This is a genomic window from Streptococcus sp. 1032 (assembly GCF_013277015.1).
In the GTDB taxonomy this organism is placed as follows: Bacteria; Bacillota; Bacilli; order Lactobacillales; family Streptococcaceae; genus Streptococcus.
Window position 1 is genome coordinate 22468 of record NZ_VMMD01000032.1, and the last position, 20402, is coordinate 42869.

37 protein-coding genes are annotated in these 20402 nt (G+C 39.1%); 31 read left to right on the forward strand and 6 right to left on the reverse strand.

Translation table 11 applies throughout. The features are described from left to right. The first annotated feature begins 1 nt into the window (after position 1). Positions 2 to 1117, forward strand: a complete 1116-nt coding sequence (locus HT711_RS10500) for a glycerate kinase (protein WP_173234057.1) — start codon at positions 2 to 4, stop codon at positions 1115 to 1117. Here the strand turns inward: HT711_RS10500 and HT711_RS10505 are convergent. Then, a complete protein-coding gene (locus HT711_RS10505) occupies positions 1114 to 1560 on the reverse strand; it encodes a DUF1694 domain-containing protein (protein WP_173234060.1) in 447 nt (148 codons plus the stop codon). The two genes, HT711_RS10500 and HT711_RS10505, sit on opposite strands and share 4 nt — an antisense overlap. 163 nt (positions 1561 to 1723) lie before the next feature. Between HT711_RS10505 and eno the strand changes: the two genes are divergently transcribed. Continuing rightward, positions 1724 to 3028: a surface-displayed alpha-enolase gene (gene eno, locus HT711_RS10510; protein WP_112443688.1), complete on the forward strand. Its 1305-nt coding sequence runs from the start codon at positions 1724 to 1726 to the stop codon at positions 3026 to 3028. Between the two features lie 87 nt (positions 3029 to 3115). On the opposite strand, the gene HT711_RS10515 is transcribed toward eno, so the two are convergent. The 4 genes from HT711_RS10515 to HT711_RS10530 all read right to left on the reverse strand — a co-directional run bounded on the left by HT711_RS10515 (position 3116) and on the right by HT711_RS10530 (position 6925). Then, on the reverse strand, positions 3116 to 4261 hold the full coding sequence (locus HT711_RS10515; RefSeq protein ID WP_191994277.1) for a site-specific integrase: 1146 nt from the start codon (positions 4259 to 4261) through the stop codon (positions 3116 to 3118). Positions 4262 to 4506: 245 nt separating this feature from the next. After that, on the reverse strand, positions 4507 to 4953 hold the full coding sequence (locus tag HT711_RS10520; protein ID WP_173234062.1) for a hypothetical protein: 447 nt from the start codon (positions 4951 to 4953) through the stop codon (positions 4507 to 4509). A gap of 63 nt (positions 4954 to 5016) precedes the next feature. Next, the gene (locus HT711_RS10525) at positions 5017 to 5967 is read right to left on the reverse strand and encodes an Abi family protein (RefSeq protein WP_023937584.1); all 951 of its coding nucleotides are present in this window, start codon (positions 5965 to 5967) and stop codon (positions 5017 to 5019) included. Positions 5968 to 6118: 151 nt separating this feature from the next. Then, on the reverse strand, positions 6119 to 6925 hold the full coding sequence (locus HT711_RS10530; protein ID WP_173234064.1) for a S24 family peptidase: 807 nt from the start codon (positions 6923 to 6925) through the stop codon (positions 6119 to 6121). Positions 6926 to 7284: 359 nt separating this feature from the next. Between HT711_RS10530 and HT711_RS10535 the strand changes: the two genes are divergently transcribed. From HT711_RS10535 to HT711_RS10575, 9 genes are all read left to right on the forward strand, one after another. After that, complete coding sequence (locus tag HT711_RS10535; protein ID WP_166727863.1) at positions 7285 to 7443, forward strand: hypothetical protein; 159 nt, start codon at positions 7285 to 7287, stop codon at positions 7441 to 7443. Between the two features lie 15 nt (positions 7444 to 7458). Beyond that, a complete protein-coding gene (locus tag HT711_RS10540) occupies positions 7459 to 7650 on the forward strand; it encodes a helix-turn-helix transcriptional regulator (RefSeq protein ID WP_173234066.1) in 192 nt (63 codons plus the stop codon). Positions 7651 to 7772: 122 nt separating this feature from the next. Next, complete coding sequence (locus HT711_RS10545; protein ID WP_000274132.1) at positions 7773 to 7958, forward strand: helix-turn-helix transcriptional regulator; 186 nt, start codon at positions 7773 to 7775, stop codon at positions 7956 to 7958. A 12-nt stretch (positions 7959 to 7970) separates the two neighbouring features. After that, on the forward strand, positions 7971 to 8153 hold the full coding sequence (locus HT711_RS10550; protein WP_173234068.1) for a hypothetical protein: 183 nt from the start codon (positions 7971 to 7973) through the stop codon (positions 8151 to 8153). Positions 8154 to 8435: 282 nt separating this feature from the next. Further along, the gene (locus HT711_RS10555; RefSeq protein WP_173234070.1) at positions 8436 to 8633 is read left to right on the forward strand and encodes a helix-turn-helix transcriptional regulator; all 198 of its coding nucleotides are present in this window, start codon (positions 8436 to 8438) and stop codon (positions 8631 to 8633) included. Continuing rightward, the gene (locus tag HT711_RS10560; RefSeq protein ID WP_173234072.1) at positions 8630 to 9505 is read left to right on the forward strand and encodes a DUF3102 domain-containing protein; all 876 of its coding nucleotides are present in this window, start codon (positions 8630 to 8632) and stop codon (positions 9503 to 9505) included. Before HT711_RS10555 ends, HT711_RS10560 begins: the two co-directional genes overlap by 4 nt. Then, entirely contained in the window at positions 9502 to 9912 is a 411-nt protein-coding gene (locus HT711_RS10565; RefSeq protein WP_173234074.1) for an ORF6C domain-containing protein, read from the forward strand. Before HT711_RS10560 ends, HT711_RS10565 begins: the two co-directional genes overlap by 4 nt. Before the next feature lie 33 nt (positions 9913 to 9945). Continuing rightward, positions 9946 to 10161, forward strand: coding sequence for a hypothetical protein (locus tag HT711_RS10570; protein WP_061438988.1), 216 nt, complete (start codon positions 9946 to 9948; stop codon positions 10159 to 10161). Positions 10162 to 10297: 136 nt separating this feature from the next. Beyond that, complete coding sequence (locus HT711_RS10575) at positions 10298 to 10561, forward strand: HTH domain-containing protein (RefSeq protein ID WP_173234076.1); 264 nt, start codon at positions 10298 to 10300, stop codon at positions 10559 to 10561. Positions 10562 to 11031: 470 nt separating this feature from the next. Here the strand turns inward: HT711_RS10575 and HT711_RS10580 are convergent, their stop codons facing one another. Further along, the gene (locus HT711_RS10580) at positions 11032 to 11223 is read right to left on the reverse strand and encodes a YjzC family protein (RefSeq protein WP_173234141.1); all 192 of its coding nucleotides are present in this window, start codon (positions 11221 to 11223) and stop codon (positions 11032 to 11034) included. 146 nt (positions 11224 to 11369) lie between these two features. Between HT711_RS10580 and HT711_RS10585 the strand changes: the two genes are divergently transcribed. From HT711_RS10585 to HT711_RS10675, 20 genes are all read left to right on the forward strand, one after another. Beyond that, positions 11370 to 11660 carry a hypothetical protein gene (locus tag HT711_RS10585; RefSeq protein WP_173234078.1) on the forward strand — a complete coding sequence of 97 codons (291 nt, stop codon included), beginning with the start codon at positions 11370 to 11372 and terminating at the stop codon, positions 11658 to 11660. 10 nt (positions 11661 to 11670) lie between these two features. Next, positions 11671 to 11997, forward strand: coding sequence for a hypothetical protein (locus tag HT711_RS10590; protein WP_173234080.1), 327 nt, complete (start codon positions 11671 to 11673; stop codon positions 11995 to 11997). Between the two features lie 16 nt (positions 11998 to 12013). Further along, the gene (locus HT711_RS10595; protein ID WP_173212775.1) at positions 12014 to 12157 is read left to right on the forward strand and encodes a hypothetical protein; all 144 of its coding nucleotides are present in this window, start codon (positions 12014 to 12016) and stop codon (positions 12155 to 12157) included. A gap of 105 nt (positions 12158 to 12262) precedes the next feature. Continuing rightward, entirely contained in the window at positions 12263 to 12442 is a 180-nt protein-coding gene (locus HT711_RS11385; protein ID WP_240149013.1) for a hypothetical protein, read from the forward strand. Then, a complete protein-coding gene (bet, locus tag HT711_RS10600) occupies positions 12439 to 13179 on the forward strand; it encodes a phage recombination protein Bet (protein WP_173234082.1) in 741 nt (246 codons plus the stop codon). The genes HT711_RS11385 and bet overlap by 4 nt, the downstream gene beginning before the upstream one ends. Position 13180: 1 nt before the next feature. Further along, positions 13181 to 14230, forward strand: coding sequence for a DUF1351 domain-containing protein (locus HT711_RS10605; protein ID WP_173234084.1), 1050 nt, complete (start codon positions 13181 to 13183; stop codon positions 14228 to 14230). A gap of 372 nt (positions 14231 to 14602) precedes the next feature. After that, complete coding sequence (locus HT711_RS10610) at positions 14603 to 14935, forward strand: helix-turn-helix transcriptional regulator (RefSeq protein WP_173250139.1); 333 nt, start codon at positions 14603 to 14605, stop codon at positions 14933 to 14935. Next, complete coding sequence (locus tag HT711_RS10615) at positions 14935 to 15360, forward strand: hypothetical protein (protein WP_173234088.1); 426 nt, start codon at positions 14935 to 14937, stop codon at positions 15358 to 15360. Before HT711_RS10610 ends, HT711_RS10615 begins: the two co-directional genes overlap by 1 nt. Positions 15361 to 15529: 169 nt before the next feature. Continuing rightward, a complete protein-coding gene (locus HT711_RS10620) occupies positions 15530 to 15847 on the forward strand; it encodes a hypothetical protein (RefSeq protein WP_171043438.1) in 318 nt (105 codons plus the stop codon). Between the two features lies 1 nt (position 15848). Further along, the gene (locus tag HT711_RS10625) at positions 15849 to 16370 is read left to right on the forward strand and encodes a DUF1642 domain-containing protein (protein WP_173234090.1); all 522 of its coding nucleotides are present in this window, start codon (positions 15849 to 15851) and stop codon (positions 16368 to 16370) included. Further along, complete coding sequence (locus HT711_RS10630; protein ID WP_173234092.1) at positions 16370 to 16846, forward strand: methyltransferase domain-containing protein; 477 nt, start codon at positions 16370 to 16372, stop codon at positions 16844 to 16846. Before HT711_RS10625 ends, HT711_RS10630 begins: the two co-directional genes overlap by 1 nt. Then, positions 16843 to 17103, forward strand: coding sequence for a DUF1372 family protein (locus HT711_RS10635; protein WP_173234094.1), 261 nt, complete (start codon positions 16843 to 16845; stop codon positions 17101 to 17103). Before HT711_RS10630 ends, HT711_RS10635 begins: the two co-directional genes overlap by 4 nt. After that, positions 17100 to 17513 (forward strand): hypothetical protein, encoded by a 414-nt coding sequence (locus HT711_RS10640; RefSeq protein ID WP_173234096.1) that lies wholly within the window; start codon positions 17100 to 17102, stop codon positions 17511 to 17513. Before HT711_RS10635 ends, HT711_RS10640 begins: the two co-directional genes overlap by 4 nt. Beyond that, positions 17510 to 18001 carry a MazG-like family protein gene (locus HT711_RS10645; protein ID WP_173234098.1) on the forward strand — a complete coding sequence of 164 codons (492 nt, stop codon included), beginning with the start codon at positions 17510 to 17512 and terminating at the stop codon, positions 17999 to 18001. Before HT711_RS10640 ends, HT711_RS10645 begins: the two co-directional genes overlap by 4 nt. Next, the gene (locus HT711_RS10650; RefSeq protein WP_173234101.1) at positions 17998 to 18387 is read left to right on the forward strand and encodes a YopX family protein; all 390 of its coding nucleotides are present in this window, start codon (positions 17998 to 18000) and stop codon (positions 18385 to 18387) included. The genes HT711_RS10645 and HT711_RS10650 overlap by 4 nt, the downstream gene beginning before the upstream one ends. Next, positions 18384 to 18740: a hypothetical protein gene (locus HT711_RS10655; protein WP_173234103.1), complete on the forward strand. Its 357-nt coding sequence runs from the start codon at positions 18384 to 18386 to the stop codon at positions 18738 to 18740. The genes HT711_RS10650 and HT711_RS10655 overlap by 4 nt, the downstream gene beginning before the upstream one ends. After that, a complete protein-coding gene (locus tag HT711_RS10660; RefSeq protein WP_173234105.1) occupies positions 18725 to 18961 on the forward strand; it encodes a DUF3310 domain-containing protein in 237 nt (78 codons plus the stop codon). Before HT711_RS10655 ends, HT711_RS10660 begins: the two co-directional genes overlap by 16 nt. Then, on the forward strand, positions 18954 to 19130 hold the full coding sequence (locus tag HT711_RS10665) for a hypothetical protein (protein ID WP_173234107.1): 177 nt from the start codon (positions 18954 to 18956) through the stop codon (positions 19128 to 19130). The genes HT711_RS10660 and HT711_RS10665 overlap by 8 nt, the downstream gene beginning before the upstream one ends. Then, entirely contained in the window at positions 19123 to 19353 is a 231-nt protein-coding gene (locus HT711_RS10670; RefSeq protein WP_173234109.1) for a helix-turn-helix transcriptional regulator, read from the forward strand. Before HT711_RS10665 ends, HT711_RS10670 begins: the two co-directional genes overlap by 8 nt. A gap of 76 nt (positions 19354 to 19429) precedes the next feature. Beyond that, the gene (locus HT711_RS10675) at positions 19430 to 19876 is read left to right on the forward strand and encodes an ArpU family phage packaging/lysis transcriptional regulator (protein ID WP_173234111.1); all 447 of its coding nucleotides are present in this window, start codon (positions 19430 to 19432) and stop codon (positions 19874 to 19876) included. The last annotated feature ends 526 nt before the right edge of the window (positions 19877 to 20402 follow it).

Sequence of the window (20402 nt, forward strand, 5' to 3'; positions counted from 1 at the left end):
TATGAAGATTGTAATTGCACCAGATTCGTTTAAGGAAAGCTTAACTGCTGAAGAGGTAGCTGAAGCAATAAAAAGAGGCTTCCAACAATCAATAGCAGATGTAGAATGTCTTCTCTGCCCTATTGGTGATGGGGGAGAAGGTACTGTAGATGCTATCCGACATTCTCTTGACCTTGAAGAAAAATGGATCCAAGTGACAGGCCCTTTTGGACAAAAAGAAGCCATGCGCTATTTTCAAAAAGGGGAACTGGCACTATTTGAAGTAGCTGATTTGGTTGGCCTTGGAAAAATTCCGATAGAGAAACGAAATCCACTTCAAATCCAAACTTGTGGTATTGGAGAGTTGATTCGCCATCTCATTGCTCAAGGGATTAAAGATATCTATATTGGCGTTGGTGGCACGGCCAGTAATGATGGAGGAATTGGGATCGCTGCTGGTTTAGGTTATCGATTTTATGATAGGGATGGAAATGTCTTGCCCACTTGCGGTCAGTCCTTATTAAACTTAGCTTCTATGTCAACAGAAAATCGCTGTGAACTTCCTGAAGATGTGCAAATTCGTATTTTAGCAGATGTCGTGAGTCCCTTATGTGGTCCTCAAGGTGCGACCTACATTTTTGGAAAACAAAAAGGCCTTGATCCTACTATGTTTGAAGTCGTAGATCAGGCAATCCAAGATTTTTATGAAAAAGCCTCACCTGTAACATTGGAAATTAAAGGAGTAGGAGCTGGTGGAGGCATTGCTGGCGGTTTGTGTGCCTTTGCTCAGGCAAATATCGTGTCTGGAATTGATACCTGCTTGAACTTAATTAACTTTGATAAGAAAGTTTCACATGCTGACTTGGTAGTTGTAGGAGAAGGAAGGCTAGATCGTCAAAGTTTAGCAGGTAAAGCGCCTATAGGTGTTGCAAAAAGAACCCCTGTCGGAGTTCCTGTCATTGCTATTTGTGGTAGTCTTGCTGACGATTTACCTCCTTTACCATTTGAAAATATCCAAGCTACCTTTTCTATTTTGGAGAAATGTGAACCTTTAGAAGATAGTTTGAAAAATGCCAGTCTCTATCTGGAGCACACGGCTGCCAATATTGGGCGTTTATTAAGTCTGAGTAAGATTTAGCCGAACCATTTCTTCCATAAGGATGTTTTGGCAGGTTCTTCCTTTTTACCTTCCCAAAGTTTTGCAAAAGCAAGTCGAAGGTCCTTTTCTTCTACTTGTACTGGTGCATTGCTATGGATAATCAGGCCAAAAGGAGAAGAAGTATGCTCTTCAGATACAATGGTAGCTTGACTATCAGTTTCTTTTGCTTCCTTCAAGTAGAAAACTTGCTTGTCAAATTCGATAGTTGGTGAAATCTTCACAAATAGTGGCTCTGCTTTTTCCTGAAGGTTTTCTAAAATAGATAAAAAGCCTTTTTCTAGCTGAGGGCTATTTGCTGTGTCAATATCTGCATATCCAAGAACTCTTTCCTCAAAAGTACCAAGATAGCGTCTTTGCTCATCCGGATTTAGTTTTGGCTCACCATGAGCTTTTTCAAGTAATTGTTTTGATAAATCTGTCATGAAAATAGTATATCATAAAAGTTAGAATAAAACAGACAAAAGAAAGCGATTACTTTATAAAGTTAAGGAAAATTTGCACAAAGATAACGTTTTTTCTTGAAAAAGGAGGGTTTTTAAGGTATTATAGAGGTGTAAAAAATTTAACTCATAAGGAGAGTAAAAAATGTCAATTATTACTGATGTTTACGCTCGCGAAGTCCTAGACTCACGCGGTAACCCAACACTTGAAGTAGAAGTTTACACTGAATCAGGTGCTTTCGGACGTGGTATGGTTCCATCAGGAGCTTCTACTGGTGAACACGAAGCAGTTGAACTTCGCGACGGTGACAAATCTCGTTACGGTGGTCTTGGTACACAAAAAGCTGTTGACAACGTAAACAACATCATTGCTGAAGCTATCATTGGCTACGATGTACGTGATCAACAAGCTATCGACCGTGCTATGATCGCTCTTGACGGTACTCCTAACAAAGGTAAATTGGGTGCAAACGCAATCCTTGGTGTGTCTATCGCTGTAGCTCGTGCTGCCGCTGACTACCTTGAAATCCCACTTTACAGCTACCTTGGTGGATTCAATACTAAAGTTCTTCCAACTCCAATGATGAACATCATCAACGGTGGTTCTCACTCTGACGCTCCAATCGCTTTCCAAGAATTTATGATCGTACCTGCTGGTGCGCCATCATTCAAAGAAGCTCTTCGTTGGGGTGCTGAAATCTTCCATGCACTTAAGAAAATCCTTAAATCTCGTGGTTTGGAAACAGCCGTAGGTGACGAAGGTGGATTTGCTCCTCGTTTTGAAGGAACTGAAGACGGTGTTGAAACTATCCTTGCTGCTATCGAAGCTGCTGGATATGTTCCTGGTAAAGACGTATTTATCGGATTTGACTGTGCTTCATCAGAATTTTACGATAAAGAACGTAAAGTTTACGACTACACTAAATTCGAAGGTGAAGGAGCAGCTGTACGTACTGCTACAGAACAAATCGACTACCTTGAAGAATTGGTAAATAAATACCCAATCATCACTATCGAAGATGGTATGGATGAAAATGACTGGGACGGTTGGAAAGCTCTTACTGAACGTCTTGGTGGTAAAGTTCAATTGGTTGGTGACGACTTTTTCGTAACAAACACTTCTTACCTTGAAAAAGGTATTGCAGAAGGTGCTGCTAACTCAATCCTTATCAAAGTTAACCAAATCGGTACTCTTACTGAAACATTCGACGCTATCGAAATGGCGAAAGAAGCTGGTTACACTGCCGTTGTATCACACCGTTCAGGTGAAACTGAAGATTCAACAATCGCTGACATCGCAGTTGCAACTAACGCAGGACAAATCAAGACTGGTTCACTTTCACGTACAGACCGTATCGCTAAATACAACCAATTGCTTCGCATCGAAGACCAACTTGGTGAAGTAGCTGAATACCGTGGATTGAAATCATTCTACAACCTTAAGAAATAATCGTTGATTTAACAACGTTTCTAGCCCCTCGGATTTTATCCGAAGGGCTATTTTTGTATTTAGGGGGCAAAAAAGGGGCAAAACTTTTTAAAAAATCTTTTTCATAACTTTATCCAGTACATTGATTGCTTCATCTTTCATGTTCTTTGTGACGTGGGTATAGATGGAAGTGGTGACCTCAGAATCAGAATGGCCAACCCTGTCCATGATTGTTTTTAGAGGAATTTTATTTTCAGCTAAAATGCTAATAGTTGTATGTCTGAAGATGTGAGGTGATAGATGTTTAGGAATTGGTTTTTTAAGGCGTTCATTTGCTCGCTGGAGAGACTTGCTTAGGATGGAGCTATGAACGGGCTTTCCCGTATTTGTAACAAAGATGCGGTCGCTTTTATGCCAATTCTTATCGGTTGTTTCGCTTAGACGATTTAATTCAATCATTTTATCAAGTATTTCAATCTCTCTTTTTGTGAGGTGTGTCGTCCTGAAGCTGGCAAAAGTCTTAGTTCCATCATCGTCTGGAATGTATCGATTAAATGTAGTATGAATATCTAATGTCTTACTATCTTTGTGATATTTGTCTAGAGTCAGACCAGCCAACTCACCGACACGACAACCGTTCAGAATCATGAACTCACATGCCAAGGCGTATCGTAATGTAATATCTTTTCGATAGAGTTCTTTTAAAATAGCCTTGTATTCTTTTGGTTCTAGGTATTTATCTTTTGCGTTTTTCATCTGCTCTAAGCTTTGTTTCTTTCTAGGCAATTTCGCTTTTCTAGCAGGATTATTTTCGATAAAACCTTGGTCGATAGCATAGTCAAAGAAGACGTTTAGAATTGATTTGACACGGTATTTTTGGGTATATGTCCATTCTTCAGTATCAATCAATCTTTGAACCAGCCGCACATCCATATTTTCCAATTTAGTACCTAGTTCAACTTTATCGGATATTCGGTTGTAGGTAGCTAACATAGTCTTATACGTACTCAATTTAATTTGCTTCTGGTGAAATTCCCACCATTCGTCAAAGACTGTGTGAAAGAGAGCAGAAGCAGTAGTCAATTTTTGCAGTAAGGATTCTATCTTTTCGTCCAGTTGTTTCTGAGCTTCTTTCTTAGCCCTGCTTGATCCAGAGTCAAGGGTTACAGACACCCTTTTCCATTTCTCGGTATAAGGGTCTTTGTATCGCTCAAAAAATTTGTATTTTCCGTTAGGAAGTTCTTCCATCCACATTGATTTTCACCTCATTTCTTGATAAAATAGGTATAGTAAAGCAGGCTTTTTAATGCCGTTTACTATACAGGATATCCTCACACTCAAAGATGGCCGTCGGAGAGCGTGGGGATTTTTTTGGTTTTGAAAAGGGAAGCAACAGTTAAGTTACTTCCCCTGGCACGCTAAGGTGCAAAGTCTAAAATTATGAGGGCATGCCTCTAAGTAACTTAATTATAGTTCAATTTATAAATACTGTCAACAATCTACTCAAACCCTTTGAAACTCTCTAAAATCTTATCTTTTGAGTCTGTAGCGTTAAGCACTAAGACAACATAATTTCCGTAGATATAAGCAGGGTGCCCGATTAACTCTTTTTCTTTCTTAGCTTCTTTAAACATTGGGTTTTTATCGTAATATTCGTAAACCTCTACAGCAGTATCATCTTCTAAGATGAACCCTTTCCCTGATTCGGCTTGAATAAGGCTAGCTTCTTTTGAGATTTCTTCTTTGATTGTGAAGCCATTGCTTTCTAGCGCTTTTTTAAAATCGTCTAAGCTAGTAGCCTTTTTAGAAGCAGGTTTGTCATTTGCTTTAGTTTGCTCGGTTTTTGGTTGTTCTGCGCTATCTTTGGTAGCCGATTGATTGTTAGAGCAGGCTGCTAGAACAGTAGCAGTAAGCAAGATTGCTGATGTGGTCAGTAGTTTTTTCATGGGTATTCTCCTTTATTTCCGGTTTACGCAACTATTTCCAAAATGGAAACAGTTGGTTTTAATTTATACTCTTGGTTCATTACGGTGCCAATCATTAGGAAAACCTAAAGACTGGTTGATTACATTGATGTCTATAGAAGGCAGCTTTTTCTCTAGTTTGATAACTTTCTTTCTAAGAGTATTCCATAAAATGTTGAATTCTGCTTTACTAATAAAGCATTGAAGGCTAATAATTGTTGAATATACAGTTTTTCTACTGTCATCTCCCATCAAGATCTCTTCGTTATGAATCGTTTCCCAAAACGTACTATTAGAACGGCATCTGAAGTTTAATAAGCGATTATTGTGAGCGCATTTGTTTCGTACCTCGTTAATATTTTTTAGAAAAGATATCAAGGTTTCTGGTGGGAAAACATCGTTAAAGTCAGGTATGTTTGTGCTTATAAAACTTACTAAATCCCGTGCGATTTCATTTTGGAGTGAGTTCGGCAGGTTTTCAATAATCGTGCGTAAATCTCCAAACTCTAGATAATCAGTTAGTACCCAGATTGGGACATCTGAATGAGTATGTGCGTAGTGGTGAATGGAATTTCCTCTGTATCGCTTGTTTGTGTTTATGATTTTGGATAGTTTTGATACAATAAATCCCACGTCTAATATTTTATTATCTGCATAAGAATTGGTGTTTAAATAAGCGTATTTTTGACTGGGGTAGGCTTCGGCGAATCTGTGAGCAGTGATTGACTTGATATGGTGTTCAGCTTCAAGAATAGCTTGCAAAATGGCTCGTTTTACATCTTTGTCAAATGTATAGAGACTTGAAACTTCGTCAAATGTGACGCCGTCAATATAAGTGTCAGTACCAGGGTGTTGAAAAAACTTACTGTATCCATTGATAATATTGTAGTAATTGTTACTTAGTAGGTACTTAGCTGCTTTAGACTCATCTGTAATGGATAACCCTCTGATTTTTAGTGTTGCGATTTGTTCCTCGATTGTTTTAAATGGCTTCAAAAAAAACTCCCCCATTCTAATTTAGAATGAAGGAGTTTTCCCGTATCGGTCCCCGTAGAGATCCCGACGCTTTCTCTCTAATGAATTCATTCTAAATGATTTTTTTTAAAAAGTCAACTGTTTTTTTAATATTTTTAAAAAAATAATTTTTTTATTCCCCTCTATACACTCCGATAACTGCATAAATCTTGATGTGCGTGTCTTCGGCTGGTGGGAAGTCTAGGGTGATGTCTTCGTACTTGTCATTGAGTGATACGAGGCGTAGTCGTCCGTTTTCGGTGTATATCTTTTTGAAGTAAGAACGGTCTCCGTATGCGATAACTGCTAAATCTCCGTTGTAGGTAGTTAGTCCTTTGTCTACTAAATAGAGAATGTCTCCGTCTTGATAGTCAGGTTGCATGGAGTCTCCGCTGACCTTAGTCGCAATATCGTGACGTGGTGGTTGCTGGTCAACCTCTATAGTCTCTCTGTCTGTATCGTCGTAGCCAAATCCATAGTTAAATCCACAAGCTGCAGCCGTCTCAGATACAACCTCAACTTGGTACAAGCTGATAACTTCCGATACTTCGTTTATCTTCGTTTCTTCTTCGTTTTGCTCTGTGTACATCTCGCCGTTTGCTTTTTGTCTCTCCAGAAGCTCCTCAGACGTCCGTAGGACGATTTTTTTATTATCTGGGGTTAATTGTACTACCTTGTCCGTTATCTGCTGTATGAGCAAATCTGGGGACGCTGTGGGGGTGTCTCCTTTACTAATAGATGGAAAGAAGTCATCAATACTTACACCCAAAATATCGCATAGAGAAAATAGCATATCTTGATTAGCTTTACGTTCCCCCTTTTCATATCTACTAATGGTTTGTTTTGTTGTATTTAGCTTTTGAGCAAGTTCATCTTGAGTAAAACCAGCTGATTTTCTGAATAGCTTTATCTGATTTCCTATGTATTTTTTTAAGTCCATATTTTTTACTCCTGTGATGTTATATGTAGATTATATAAAAAAGTCACCGAAAACGCAACTTTTTTTATTTTTTCATTAAAAAAGTGTTGACTTGTCACCAAAATGGTGATATAATTAAATCATGGTTGAGGTAATCAACCAAATAAAAAAGGAGGTGCAGCCAATGAGGCGACAGGAACAAAGACCTAAAAAAAGAGAATTCGGCTTAAAAATCCAAATTCTCTGGTTCAAATTCGAACTTCACTACTCAATAGAGTGGTAGAAGTTTACAAGGGGCTGACCTAAAGCCCCTCCCCTTTAAAGGGGTACTGTCATTGTATCATATAGGCTGTATCTCCTGCAAGAAAAAGGAGAAAAATATGGATTGGAAAAAATTCTTGTTTGGTAACTTTGATTACGAAAAGATAAATCAAGACAATCATGCAAAAACTTCCTTGGAAATTCGAGGTGGACTTATTCCGAGTATATTGTTCTGGTCTGGTATTATCGTACTAATTTTATATTTAATTTTCAGATAGGGAGGTGGTTATGATTTGCAAATACTTTTGTATGAATTACGTAAATCCAAAGGATTGACGCAAAAAAAATTGGCAGATAAACTTGGGATATCCGAAACGGCATATCGTCAGAAAGAAAAGGGGCAACGTCCTTTTACTCAAGATGAAATGTTTTTCTTGCATAGTTTTTTTAATAAACCATTGCAAGAAATTTTTTTACCAAGATAGTCACCAAAATGGAAACATCAAAAAGGTCAAACTTTTTTCAAAATCGATAGAATAATTCTATCAAAACTGTTGACAAGTACCAACAGTTTTGAAAAGACCTATTAGTAGAAAGGAAAAAGTCAATGTATGGAGCGAAAATGAGGGAGCTGAGAACGGCTCAAAAGCTGGGCTTGCGTGAGCTTGCTAAGCGAACCTTGATAGACTACACGACCTTGTCACGGATCGAGAACGACCTGAAGGCAGTGACGCTGTCGCAGGCGGTGGTCATCGCCAAGGCGCTAGGGTGTAGGGTAGAAGATATGTTGTAGGAGGAAGGAAGCATGAAAATTGATGGAATTACAACGATAGACTCAGAAATTTTTTTCGGGGAGTGCGATATTCAAGAAGTTCCTGAAGAAATAAAAAAGCTTTTCCCAGAACAGAATCTTATAAAAGTTTCTGAAAAAGGAAAAAGCTATATTTTAAACTCAGACTATATCGTATTACTTTTTACGAGTCTGTGAAAGCGCCGATCCAGCGATAGACTTTGTTCGAGCAGAAGAACGCCCGTCACGAAGAGCTTTGCTTGCCTTGGTGGCGACTTTAGTAGAGGTCTGCTTAGTATTTTTTACCATAAGCAATTCTCCTTTCTTAATTATTTGACTTGCGATTTTCATAAGGAGTTTGAAAGGTCTTATCAAATCGTTTTAGTCAGGATATATTATAACTCAAACATTTTTGTTTGTCAACATATTGTATAAGAAAGGAACTGATGTGCTTGAAAAACACAACATATGGTATTTTTGATGTGGGATAAAATTAAAAAACAATTAAAAATAAAAGGCTGGTCGATGTATCGTTTAGCTAAGGAATCGGATGTCCATCCATCCAATTTTTCTAACCTAAAGGCTGGAAGATTGAAAGAGATGTCATGGACGAACATGTGCAAAATCGCTGACGCACTGGAAGTCAGCTTGGATGAATTTAGAGAGGAGAGGGAATGAATGAAATATCTTTATCAAACAACCTCAATCAGATTGAACTAGAAATCAATCATCACAAACAAATTGCAGGGCAGTCAATTTGGGAAATCGGCAGACGACTCAATCATGTTAAGGAGCATAATTTGACTCATGGTCAGTTTATGGAGTGGCTGAAAAAAGTTGATTTGAATTGGTCGGAAGCAAACCGCATGATGAAGGTTGCTAAAGAATTACCAAATTACCCAACGTTGAGTAATTTGGGTAGTACAGCCCTTTATCTCATTGCAACCCTACCAGAAGAAGAGAAACAAGCTCAAATTAACAGGATTGAGCAAGGTGATAACCCAACAGTCAGAGAGTTGCAAGATTTGAAATTAAAATTTTCTGCAGCTAAAAGAAAAATAATGGAACTACAAAAGGGGCAAGAACCAACTAAGGAAATCGTGAAAGAAGTTCCTGTTATGCCAGCAGACTACCAAGAAGCTCTCCAGAATCGTCAAAAACTAGAAGAGCGTGCCAAGTCTGCAGAGGAAAGGAATACTTTTCTTGAAGCTCAATTAAAAGACCTCTACGCTCAACGCGCAGAAGTGGATGAAAAATCGAACAAGTACGATGAATTGACAAAAGCCATCCAGCAATCCAAAGGGCAGTTGGACGACTACCAGAAAAAAATCGCTTCCTACAAGAATATCCTTAGCCTTATCCAGAAAGGGAATGATTTTCTTGCCAATATGGGCGGTCTCATCTACGCAGATGAAGAAAAAGTCCTGCATACGGACGGTGTTGCTGGTCAGGAGTTCGACAGTTTCGTCAATCGAGGCATCCGATTCTTTACGGATTTACAAGCAATCAGAAATAAAGACAATCAAATCTTAGAGGGAGAAATCTTATGACGCATGAAGTAGTTGCAATTCAACCAAGCGAATTAACCCAAGAAGATATTTTAATTCAGGTTCTACAAACTCAAAAAGAATTAAAGCAAAATCAGGAAGTGTTAGCAGGGGATGTTGATTATTTAAAAAATGAGCAACCTGTTAATCCGTCAATTTGTTTAGAGCTTGAAAATTTACGAAGAGTGAAAGTTATCATGGCTCTTGGTGGTAAGGATAGTCAAGCTTATAAAGATCGTTCTTTTGCTGGCAAGGTATTTCGTCAGGCTGCTAAAGACTTTAAAGAATTCTTTAGGATTCCACGGTATGACCTGCTGAAGAAAAAAGACGAAGAGAGGGCTTTTGATTACTGGAAATCATGGGAACCATCACATAATACCAAGATGGAAATCAAGACCATAAATGGGTAAATGCTAAGCAATTTAGAGAAGGAGATAGTAAAGATGCAACCAGGTAAAGGGAGACCAGCAAAAAAGAGTAGCCGTGGAGTTCGCACGGTCGCAATCTCAGATGAACTATTTGAGGATTTATATGAGCTAGCTCAAGGAAGCGGAATACCAATCAGTCAAGCGGCGGATTATATCTTTAAAAACGGACTGAAAAACGTCCGCATAGAGACGGAAACAGTCACCAGAAAACGCTTGGTATTTGAGGATTAGGAAGGAGAAATCATGTTAGATTTTAAGAACTTGGAAGCTCAGCTCATCTTTCAAAAATCCAGTTAATGATTACACTTCTGTCAGCAATGATTTTCTCAAAGATTCGAACCTAGAGCCTGCTTCTATCGGTATCTTGATGGTCGTCCTCAGCAATAAAGAGAACTGGCTGGTCTATCCAGAAGAAATCGCAAAGCGCTTAGGAGTGAGTCGGGATATGGTAGATAGGCATTTCAAAAAGATAGAGAAGGCAGGTTATCTCAGAACTTTTAAAAAAAGTCTCGGCAGAGGGCGAGGAGTTCAGACTTTCAGATTCTTCTCAGATACAAAAATAACTGATTTTCAATTTGAGATGATGCAACAGAGTTTAGAGGAGGCTTTAGAAAAGTTATCCACAGGTTAGCAGTTACATTTCCTTATTTTACAAATCTGTATTTTACAAATCTGTATTTTACAAATCAGTAAAATAAGGCACTAATAAGTATTAAATAACAACAAGTATTAAATAACAATAAATATTAAAAGACAACAAGTCCTACTCCTCTAAATAAATAAAAGAGAGGGTAGAAAAAATAAATACAAAGGAGAAGGAAATGAGACCGAGACGATATCCGTATAGTGGGGAAATAAAAAAGCCTATCAATTTTCAGATAGACTTAGAAAAATTCAAGCATCTTAGCTGTGAAACCATTCATGATACTTCTCAAGTAACTCAATAGGAGGAAGGAATAAAATGATTCACCATTATATAACTCACTATGCCAGCAATGGGAAAGATTACGCCGAAGCATGGATTCAAATCAATATTTTTGGAATGTGCTTTTGTGTATGGAAAAAGCGTACAACCATTGAACGATTGTACGCAAACGAAGATTAGACTTTTTTCCAGCCGTTACCTTTAGCAGATGTCGGAGGGAGCCGATCACCTTTTCCGATAGTTGCGGTATGACCATTAGTAACTTTTCCGCCACGAGGTCCTACCTCTACATAGCGACCAGGTTCCTGATTATCTGTTCCAGGTTTTATCAGAAATATCAAAACCGAGCGTATTTCTTTTAAGAACATGTGCAAAATCGCTGATGCACTGGAAGTCAGCATAGATGAATTAAGATAAAACAAAAAAGCACCTAACGAAGTCAGGCGCATACTAAAACAATTTAAACCATTATATCACAAAAATGCTTGCCCGCATAGTTGAGAGGATGTAGAAAATGGAAGGTATAACGTTACAATTACGATTGGACGGCGAAAGTGCTGAATTGTTCACGAATCAATTACTGGCCTTTGCTGAAAAGCAAGTCAAAGAGCAGTTAGAGAATGATCGCATGCCAATCAATCAACAGGCTTTGATGAAGAAGTTCGGCTTTACTCATGCCTATGTTAAGAAGTTAGAACGCAAAGGATTAAGATTTCGTAAGCAAGGAAAAGATATTATGTATGATGTCAATGATGTTTATGAAATTTTGGAGTTAGAGAAAGAAGTACGAAAATTAAGAGCGTAAGGAGATAAAAATGTTTGAACCACCGATTTTAGACCAGCTGATGGGTGTTGGAGCCTTGCTGCTTGGATTTGCAGGGCTTTGCCGTCATATCAAATTGCAGGAAAAACGCAAGGAAGAAGAGAGACAAAAAGAGCAAGAATTTGTGTCTAAGATTATCCAAGGCTACAATCACGCATTCGAACGTGGTAGAGAGGACAAATGGCAAGAGATTCGCAAGAATATTCGCCGTGAGTTCAAAGGCTTCACATATGACAACGAACCGCCTCAAGGATTGCGACCTGAGCCATTAGCTTTACCAGAACCACGAAGAGCACGCTATGCAAAGTATTTGGGGTAGAGCAAAGGAGACGCTAATGACTAGAATTGAACTTGAAAACCGTGTGTGGCTTTTGGCCAATCATGAAGAAAAAAACGAATTACTGGATCTTGGGCTAACGTCCAAGGCCGGATATGTGAAACGAGTTCTGGAACTTGGAAAGGTGTATGCTCATGTTTGATTATGACAGAGATATGATTCAACCGCCTGAAGAACATGAAGAGCTTGACCCAAGCCAGTACATCTATGTTGGATGTGGGCAGTATCGATACGTGGGTGATGAAATATGATCCAGGAGCTACACGAAGAAATCGACAACTGGCGAGCTGAATATATGCATCTTGGCCGAGAGCTCGGAGAAATCATCAACGACCAACAGGATATTATTTTGAGATTACAAAACGAAAATAGACACTTAAAACGTGAAAATTGGAATTTGAAGAAGACGAAAGGAAGAAGAAAATGACAAACGAACTAACACAAACAAAAGGCGCATATCTAACAGACTTGCAAAAACTAGACGGAGCAACATTGCGAAATTTTGTTGACCCAAAACATCAAGCAAGCCCACAAGAATTACAAACTTTACTGGCTATCGTGAAAAATCGGAATTTAAACCCATTCACAAAAGAAGTTTACTTTATCAAGTACGGAAACAATCCTGCACAGATTGTTGTCTCAAAGGACGCTTTTATGAAGCGTGCGGAACAAAATCAAAATTATGACGGTTTTGAAAGTGGAATTATCTACGAAGATGCAAGTGGAGAGTTAAAAAATAAAAAAGGCGTCATCTTACCTAAAAATTGTACTCTAATCGGTGGTTGGTGTGAGGTTTATCGTAAAGATAGAACTAGACCAGTATATCGTGAAGTTGAGTTGTCAGCGTATAACACTGGGAAGAACTGGTGGCAAAAAGCGCCAGGGCAGATGATTGAGAAAGTTGCAATTGTTGCAGCAGTCCGTGATTCGTTCTCAGAAGATGTGGGCGGACTTTATACAAGTGAGGAAATGGAACAAGCAGCTCCTATCGATGTAACTCCTCAAGAATCTCAAGAAGAAGTGAGAACGAGGAAAATGGCTCAGATTGAAGAGATGAAGCGAGATCAGGAGAAACATCAAACATCAGCTTATCCAGAAGATGAAATTCCTGATTTTGAAGACGAACCACTACAAGGTGAACTCTTAGAAGAAATGGAGTACTAACATGCAAGAATTACAGGTTATTGATGATAAGAAAATCAATAAAATCTATGAGATGATCACAACGGATGAACTTACTAGAGAGTCTTTTGAAAAAGACCTCATAGAGGCTACTGAGAAGTACAAGGACTATATTCCTACAGCTGGAACTCTCAAAGACGACAAGGCAAAGCGGGCTGAATTTAACAAGTTAATTGAGTCTAAAAATCGTATCCGTATTGACACTAAAAACTTGCTATCAGAGACGGCTAATACATGGGATAGTTATGCAAAGTCAATTATTGAACCATTTGCAACCGTAGTTAGTGAATTTGATAAAGGTATCAAGGAAATTGAAGAACATCAAAGACAACTAAAAATAGATACGGTTAAGAGTTATCTAGCCAACAAATCAGCTGAGTACATGCTGGATCCTCGTCTCTTTGACGAGAAGGCCCTTGAGTATGTCAAGGCTGGCGATTTCATGGCTGACGGCGTGACGCTTAAAAAAGCCACTATGAAGTCACTTGATGACATGGTCACATTTGAGTTTCAGAAACAAGAAGAATACAAGAAAACCATCTCAGCAATCTCAGGACAATGTGCCGAGTACGGAATGACAGACCAGCCATATATTCGAATGCTGAAAGATATGACTTTGGTTGAAGTGCTGGAGCAAATCAAAGCAGACTATGCTTTTGAAAAGCAAAAGGAAGAAGTTAGATTGGCTCAAGAGCGAGCTGAACGAGAACGTGAGGAAGTTTTAGCTCAGCAACAAGAGCAAGCGCCAAAATCAACGGAGACCGCAAAATTTGACCCAGAGACGGGCGAAATCTTAGACGGTGGGCAATTATCCCAAAACCGACAAGAAGCCGTCATAGGGGCTGAAAACGGCTTGGAACGATATACCCAAAAAATGACCTTGGAAGTGTATTTCACTGACACGGAAGAAAAAGACTATTTCAAGAATAGCCTTGCGGATTTGGGATTTGAATACAAGAAAAACTACACTGTCCAAGGTTATCAACGAATTGAGCCGTTGACGCAGGCGGAATTGGATGAACTGATTAAATAAAACAACGTGCCGTGAACCACGAAAAAAGCGAACTAGAAAATGCGTCAGTGACACTTATGAGACTTTGGACGAATGACGCAAAGAATTTCACTCATGCTTGCCTTGCTCACAATTTGGCAGGCGTGGGATTTTGGTAGAAAGTATGACTGAAGTAGTAAAAGTAGATGTGCAATGTCCGTTTTGTGGAATATGCTATACACGATTCGCAAAACTAAAACCTTGTTCAATTAACTGTCGTGGATGCAGTATGTCACTTCATTTGAAATGGACAGGTAACACACCAACAAGTACGAATAAAGCAGGTTTCGGGCGGTTAGCGTATGATCCGTATAACAACAACGAGGAGATTATGGAACTGAATGAGGTGTTCGGATGAACAGACTAAAGAAATTAAGGAAAGGCAAAAAACTAACTCAAGTAGAATTTTCTAAAGAAATCAAAATACCATATAGAACCATACAACGTTGGGAAAATGGAGAAACTTCAATTAGGAGCAAAAATGCTAAAATGCTGGCTGAATATTTTGGAGTAAGCGTAGGTTATCTACCGGGATATGAACCAGAAGGTATGCTAAAGCGGTCAATCTACGATGAAGTCTATTCAGCATTACTTAGAGTGAAATCTGAAAATCCTAATCACGATGACCGTGTGGCAATTCGTGAGGTATGTATGGAACTAATCGAAGCGACGCTTGAGGGGTATTGATGAAAGAACGATTGATTTTGAAGTTTGAGTTGAACAGGAAGCAGATGATTAACGCAAATGATAGACCGCACTTTCATCAAAAGGCTAAAATCACTAAGTTCTTAAGGCAGTTGGCTGCATACGAGGGCAACAATGTACTGAGAGATTACTTTGGTTTGCCTTACAGCGAGGATAAGCCTTGCAAGGTTAAGGTTCGGATATATCCTCCGACAAATCGGAAGTATGATCCACCGAATTGGGCACCCACAAGCAAGGCTTTGTTCGATGGATTGACGGACGCAAAGATTTGGACAGATGACAATTACAATGTGATAGTATCGACTGAGTTCATGCACGGTGGTAAGTCTGGAAATAAGAATTACAGGATTGAACTGGAGATTTACGAATATCACGAGATATTGCAGAGGATAGTTGATGGGATTTGATAAGCAAGAATTGATAAAAGGTTATCTACGCACAATCGAGCAAAACGAAGAAAAGATAGTCGAGTATTCGAAGCCGTGTGATGCACGAAAGAGACGGATTAGAGCGCTGGAACGGGATTCGTTGAGAAAGAGAATAAAGAATTGAGACGGAAAGTGGAGGAGTTGGACGATGATGGAAGATTTAAAGAAAAAAGTTAATGAAGTATACGGCTGGTCGGTAGAAGACGGGAAGCCCAAGCCTCCCAAGCAAGATTTACCACAAGCAGTGAAAGACCGGGCGGACTATTTCTGGGAAATGACAGAAGATGGCATGACGTTTATGGGAGCGATGGAATGTATCTTCGCTGATGAAAAGCCTACAGACTATGATTTGGGAGCTACTAAGGGTTGGTTGCCAAAATCTAACGAGTTTGATGATTGGATTGGCTATTCGCCAAGTATGGCTCAGGTAGTTATTGCAGTTTATTTGATTTATGGAGGAAACTAAGATGAATAAGCAGGAATTGATTAAAAAATTTGAAGAAATCGGGATTCATGGTTTGAATATGTTTGGAACTGTAGTCGAAGGCATTCCGACCGAAACTGCAATTACATTAATCAAACAACTAGACGAACCAGAAAAAGTCAAAGTTCCGCAGTGTGTTCATAAATATATTCAAGAAGCCAAAGAATATAATTGGGACTTGCAAGATTTAATGAAGTCTATAGATGGTGAAGATAGTGAGGAACTTCAAAGATGGTTTTATCACGAATGTAATCAAGAAACACTTGCCCGTGCATGGCTTCTAGGCTACGAGGTCGAGAAAGAGAAACGGTATTATGTAAGATTTAAATGGATTGAAGAAGCATATAGTTACTTAACCTTGATTAAGCACCTTCACGCTTGGACGTTAAAAAATATAACACTAGATAAAAAATTTCGTTCAGAACACACTCGCAAACAACTAGAAGACGCAGACTTCGGCTGGGTGTTCGATTGCCCAGGCGTGGAAGTCGAGGAGGTGGAGTGATGGGAGATATACGAATACTAGATGCGTGCTGTGGGTCTAGGATGTTCTGGTTTGATAAACAAGAGCCACACACAACATACATGGATAGACGTGAAGAAGAATTTGAAATTCACAAAAAGAAAATCAATGTTAAGCCAGACATTGTTGCAGATTTTCGAGATATGCCATTTGATGATGAAACATTTAACCTTGTTGTATTTGATCCGCCACACCTTTTATGGGCTGGCCAGAAATCGTTTATGCGTGCGCAATATGGTCAGCTAGACTTGTTGACTTGGAGATTAGACTTGCAACAAGGTTTTGAAGAATGTTTTAGGGTCTTGAAAATAGGTGGAACACTTATTTTTAAATGGTCCGATGCCCAGGTAAACGTTAAGGAAATTTTGGAATTAGTTCCGCATCAACCACTTTTCGGCCAACAACGTGGGACGACGCATTGGATGACGTTTATGAAATTTGAGGAGGCAACAGATTGAAACGATTCATAGCAATCTGGATTCTGCTATCTGCTGGATTAAACATCTGGCAGATGGACAGGATTCGAGATTTAGAAGAGAAGAAGCCAATGGTTATCTACAAGGCAGATAATGCAGGCGTTGAGATATTCGGCCGTGTCGTCGAGAAAGGACGGCATGGGAAGTTGTACACGATTACGATTCGTGACTATGGGGTGTTCGTAGTTACGAAAGAACAGTTTGAAAAAATCAAAGTAGGGGATGAGGTAAGAATATGAACTATAAAGTAACAGTCGATGGTAAGGAAATCGAATACGGTGCATTAGTTGAGAAATCACGTTTTTCAGAAAAAGAATGGTCTGCTATTTATGCGGAAATTGTGAAACAAAATCAGCCAGAAGTTTTTGAAAGCAAGAAAGCAGATACTGACTACATCAATGTATTTGGTGCTCTAATTGCTCTTGAAGAGCGATATGAAACATTGCTTGAGCTATTACCTCAAGATCAGTTCTCTAAGGCTGGCACACATCCAAAATGGGTAGCTGATGCAGTGGCAGAGAACACGTTGAACAAAGAGGATACGATGCTAGATGTGTCGGATTTGATTGGACGATGTGGAACTCTTGAAGAATTGAAAAATGAGCTGACAGAGTATTTTGATTTGGAAGAATTGCAGGGGTTACTATGAACACAATAGACAAAGTCAAACAATGGTTTATTGACCGTGATCTTGAAAACGGTGGACGGCTGGACAAGCAGTCTTTGAAGCTTAGCGAAGAGTTCGGTGAGTTGTGCGCAGGCTATCTCAAGAAGAATGAGAAACTGACCAAGGACAGCATCGGAGATTGCGCAGTCGTGATTGTCGGTCTTGCCTTGCTGATTAAGGTAGATGTGCAGGAAGTTTTTGAGGGATTTACAGAAGAATTTAAACAAGATACTTCTGATTACCTAAAAGACCTAAATGGATGTATCAGCTGTTTTCAAATGTGCTATGACTGGGAAGGAAAACCAACGTGTAAGAACTTACTATCATCTTCAGTCAATTGGTTGAAAATAATCAGTAAATCGCTAGGTTATAGCTTCGAAGAATGTTTTGAACTGGCTTACCAAGAAATCAAAGACAGAAAAGGTCGTTGGATTGATGGCTCGTTTGTGAAAGAGGAGGATTTGGGATGATACCGAAGTTTAGAGCGTGGGATAGCGCAAAAAAGAAATTCGTAGAACATTTTTTTATCACAGATAACGGCTTGATTTGCAACATGGAAAAACCAACATCGGACTGCAAACTTCTTATTCCTATCGAAAAATCAGAATTGATCCTCATGCAATCAACAGGACTCAAAGATAAGAATGGTAAGGAGGTCTTTGTCGGAGATATTATCAAATGTACAAGAGGATGCCTGCACGAAGTCTATATAGAAAAAGAATATGGCGGTACGTATTTTGGAGGAATGCCAGCTGTATACCTAAAAGACTTGGGAGAAGGATATGCGTGGACTGAGCATGAAGAAATCATCGGCAACATCTACGAAAACAGAGAACTTTTGGAGGATAAGGAATGAGACCAAAAAGATACCCGTTCAGTGGTGCTAAAAAAGAGAGTGAAGCTAAGAAGATATCGTTAATGCTTAAGAAAGTCGATGAATCAGACTTGAAAGGAAGTGTTTGGGCGGAGCCTCTACCTCTCTATAGAAAAACAAGAGTCCATGTAGAGATAGAGGGTTATGGAAAGAAAATCATAACCGAATTTAAAACAGATGACATGAATTTTTTCAGAAAAACTTCATTCTTTAAGAGGGCATTATTCAAAAGAGCTGAAATGATGTCTCAGTTTGATTTTAGAGAAACAACAATCGAAGAATGGAACCGAATAATCTTAGAACTTTTGGAGGCTATCAAATGGACCCAGAAATAATTGACAGCATAAACAAACCAAATCATTACATCGGGACTCATGGTCTCGAAGTAAAGGATGTTACAGCTAATTTCATCAAAGGCAAGACTGAAATGGAAGCGCACCGCTGGTGCAGTGCAGTTGAGTATTTACTTCGCTACAAAGAGAAGAACGGTCTTGAAGACCTGAAGAAAGCCCGTAAGAACCTTGACTGGTTGATTGAGGAGATGGAACATGAGTGAATACGCATTGTACGAAGGCGACACATTCATTACTATGGGGACACTTGCGGAGATCAGCAAAGAAACAGGAATTGCTGAACGGATGTTAAAGTATTATACTTTCGCATCAACACAGAGAAAAAATCCGAATGGTAGAGCAGTCGTAAAGATTGAGGTGGATGATGAATGAAAAATTAAATCCAAAGCAAGCAAGTAGATTTGCATTCTTACTAAAATTAAAGCGTAAAGAGCAGAAACTTAGCAAAGATAAGTTGGCGTCTAAACTAGGTTATAGTCGCTATCTAATCACTCAGTGGGAGGAAGAAGGGAGTGCACCAGATGTCTACAATGTTGAAGATGTCTGCACATACTTTGGATTTCCTACTGACATCATACTCGGTAGCAGGACATGAAAAAAAGAGCCAGTACACGACTGACCCTCTTTATGAATTATTCCTTGAAACTATTATATCATAAAGGAGCGATGTTGTGAGGTTATTAAAAAAGGTTGACGTGCAATTCACCAAGAAAAATGTCTATGATGTTCTAGAGAGTTATCGCTCGTATGTCCGAATGGCAGGCGCTGAGTATTTGCCTAAAATCACAACGACCTACTCATTTGAACCAAAGACATTTACTGGTAAGAACACAGTTACTGAGAATATGGTTATCGACCATGTGGATGCAGAGGCAGAAGTCCTGGAGATTGAGAGAGCAGTCAACTGCATTATGGATCCATATGTTCGGCAGGTTATCGCAAAGAAGTACATGGATATGAAAATCCAATTATCAGACAAGGCTATCTATATGGACTTAGGATATTCTGAGAGTGAGTTCTACCGCATGCTTAGTAGAGGTGCGTTGGAATTTGCGGAAGCTTATCGAAAAGGTAAGCTGATTGTTTATCGTAAAATTTTGGGAGATATTTGCAAGTAAATTGCTAGGAAATGGCTTATTTTACATGATAAAATAGTATTGTCAATAATTAGAAATAGAGGTCTCAGAATTTGGTAGATGGTTACCTGAAATCAGGGTGTCGTAAAGGCGTTGAGGGTTCGAGTCCCTTTCTCTATTTCGTTCATTGACGTCTCCTTTATATTTTTCATTTTATTTCTGAGGCTTCGGCCTCTTAGACAGTAAGGACAGGTTAGCAGGTTGTTTGGGTCTCCTTAATTTTTTTACCAAACGTGCGTTTTACTGCTAGACCAGTTGGTTCGATTCCAGCTACTGTCATTTGAGTGTTTGTGTCCCAGAATGGGGTAGGCAGTAGGCTTAGCATTCATATATCACTCATTAACTTAAAAATGGTTGCAGAAGTGACCGAACCTCGCATGGTTGCGTAGCTACTTATATCCCGGGTAAGTTATAAGCTAGAGGGTTTGATTCTCTCAGAGGTTGTAATGACTATAAAAAATAAAAAAGAAGTCAAAATTTAATACACAAGCAAGGTTGTAGTCGTCTT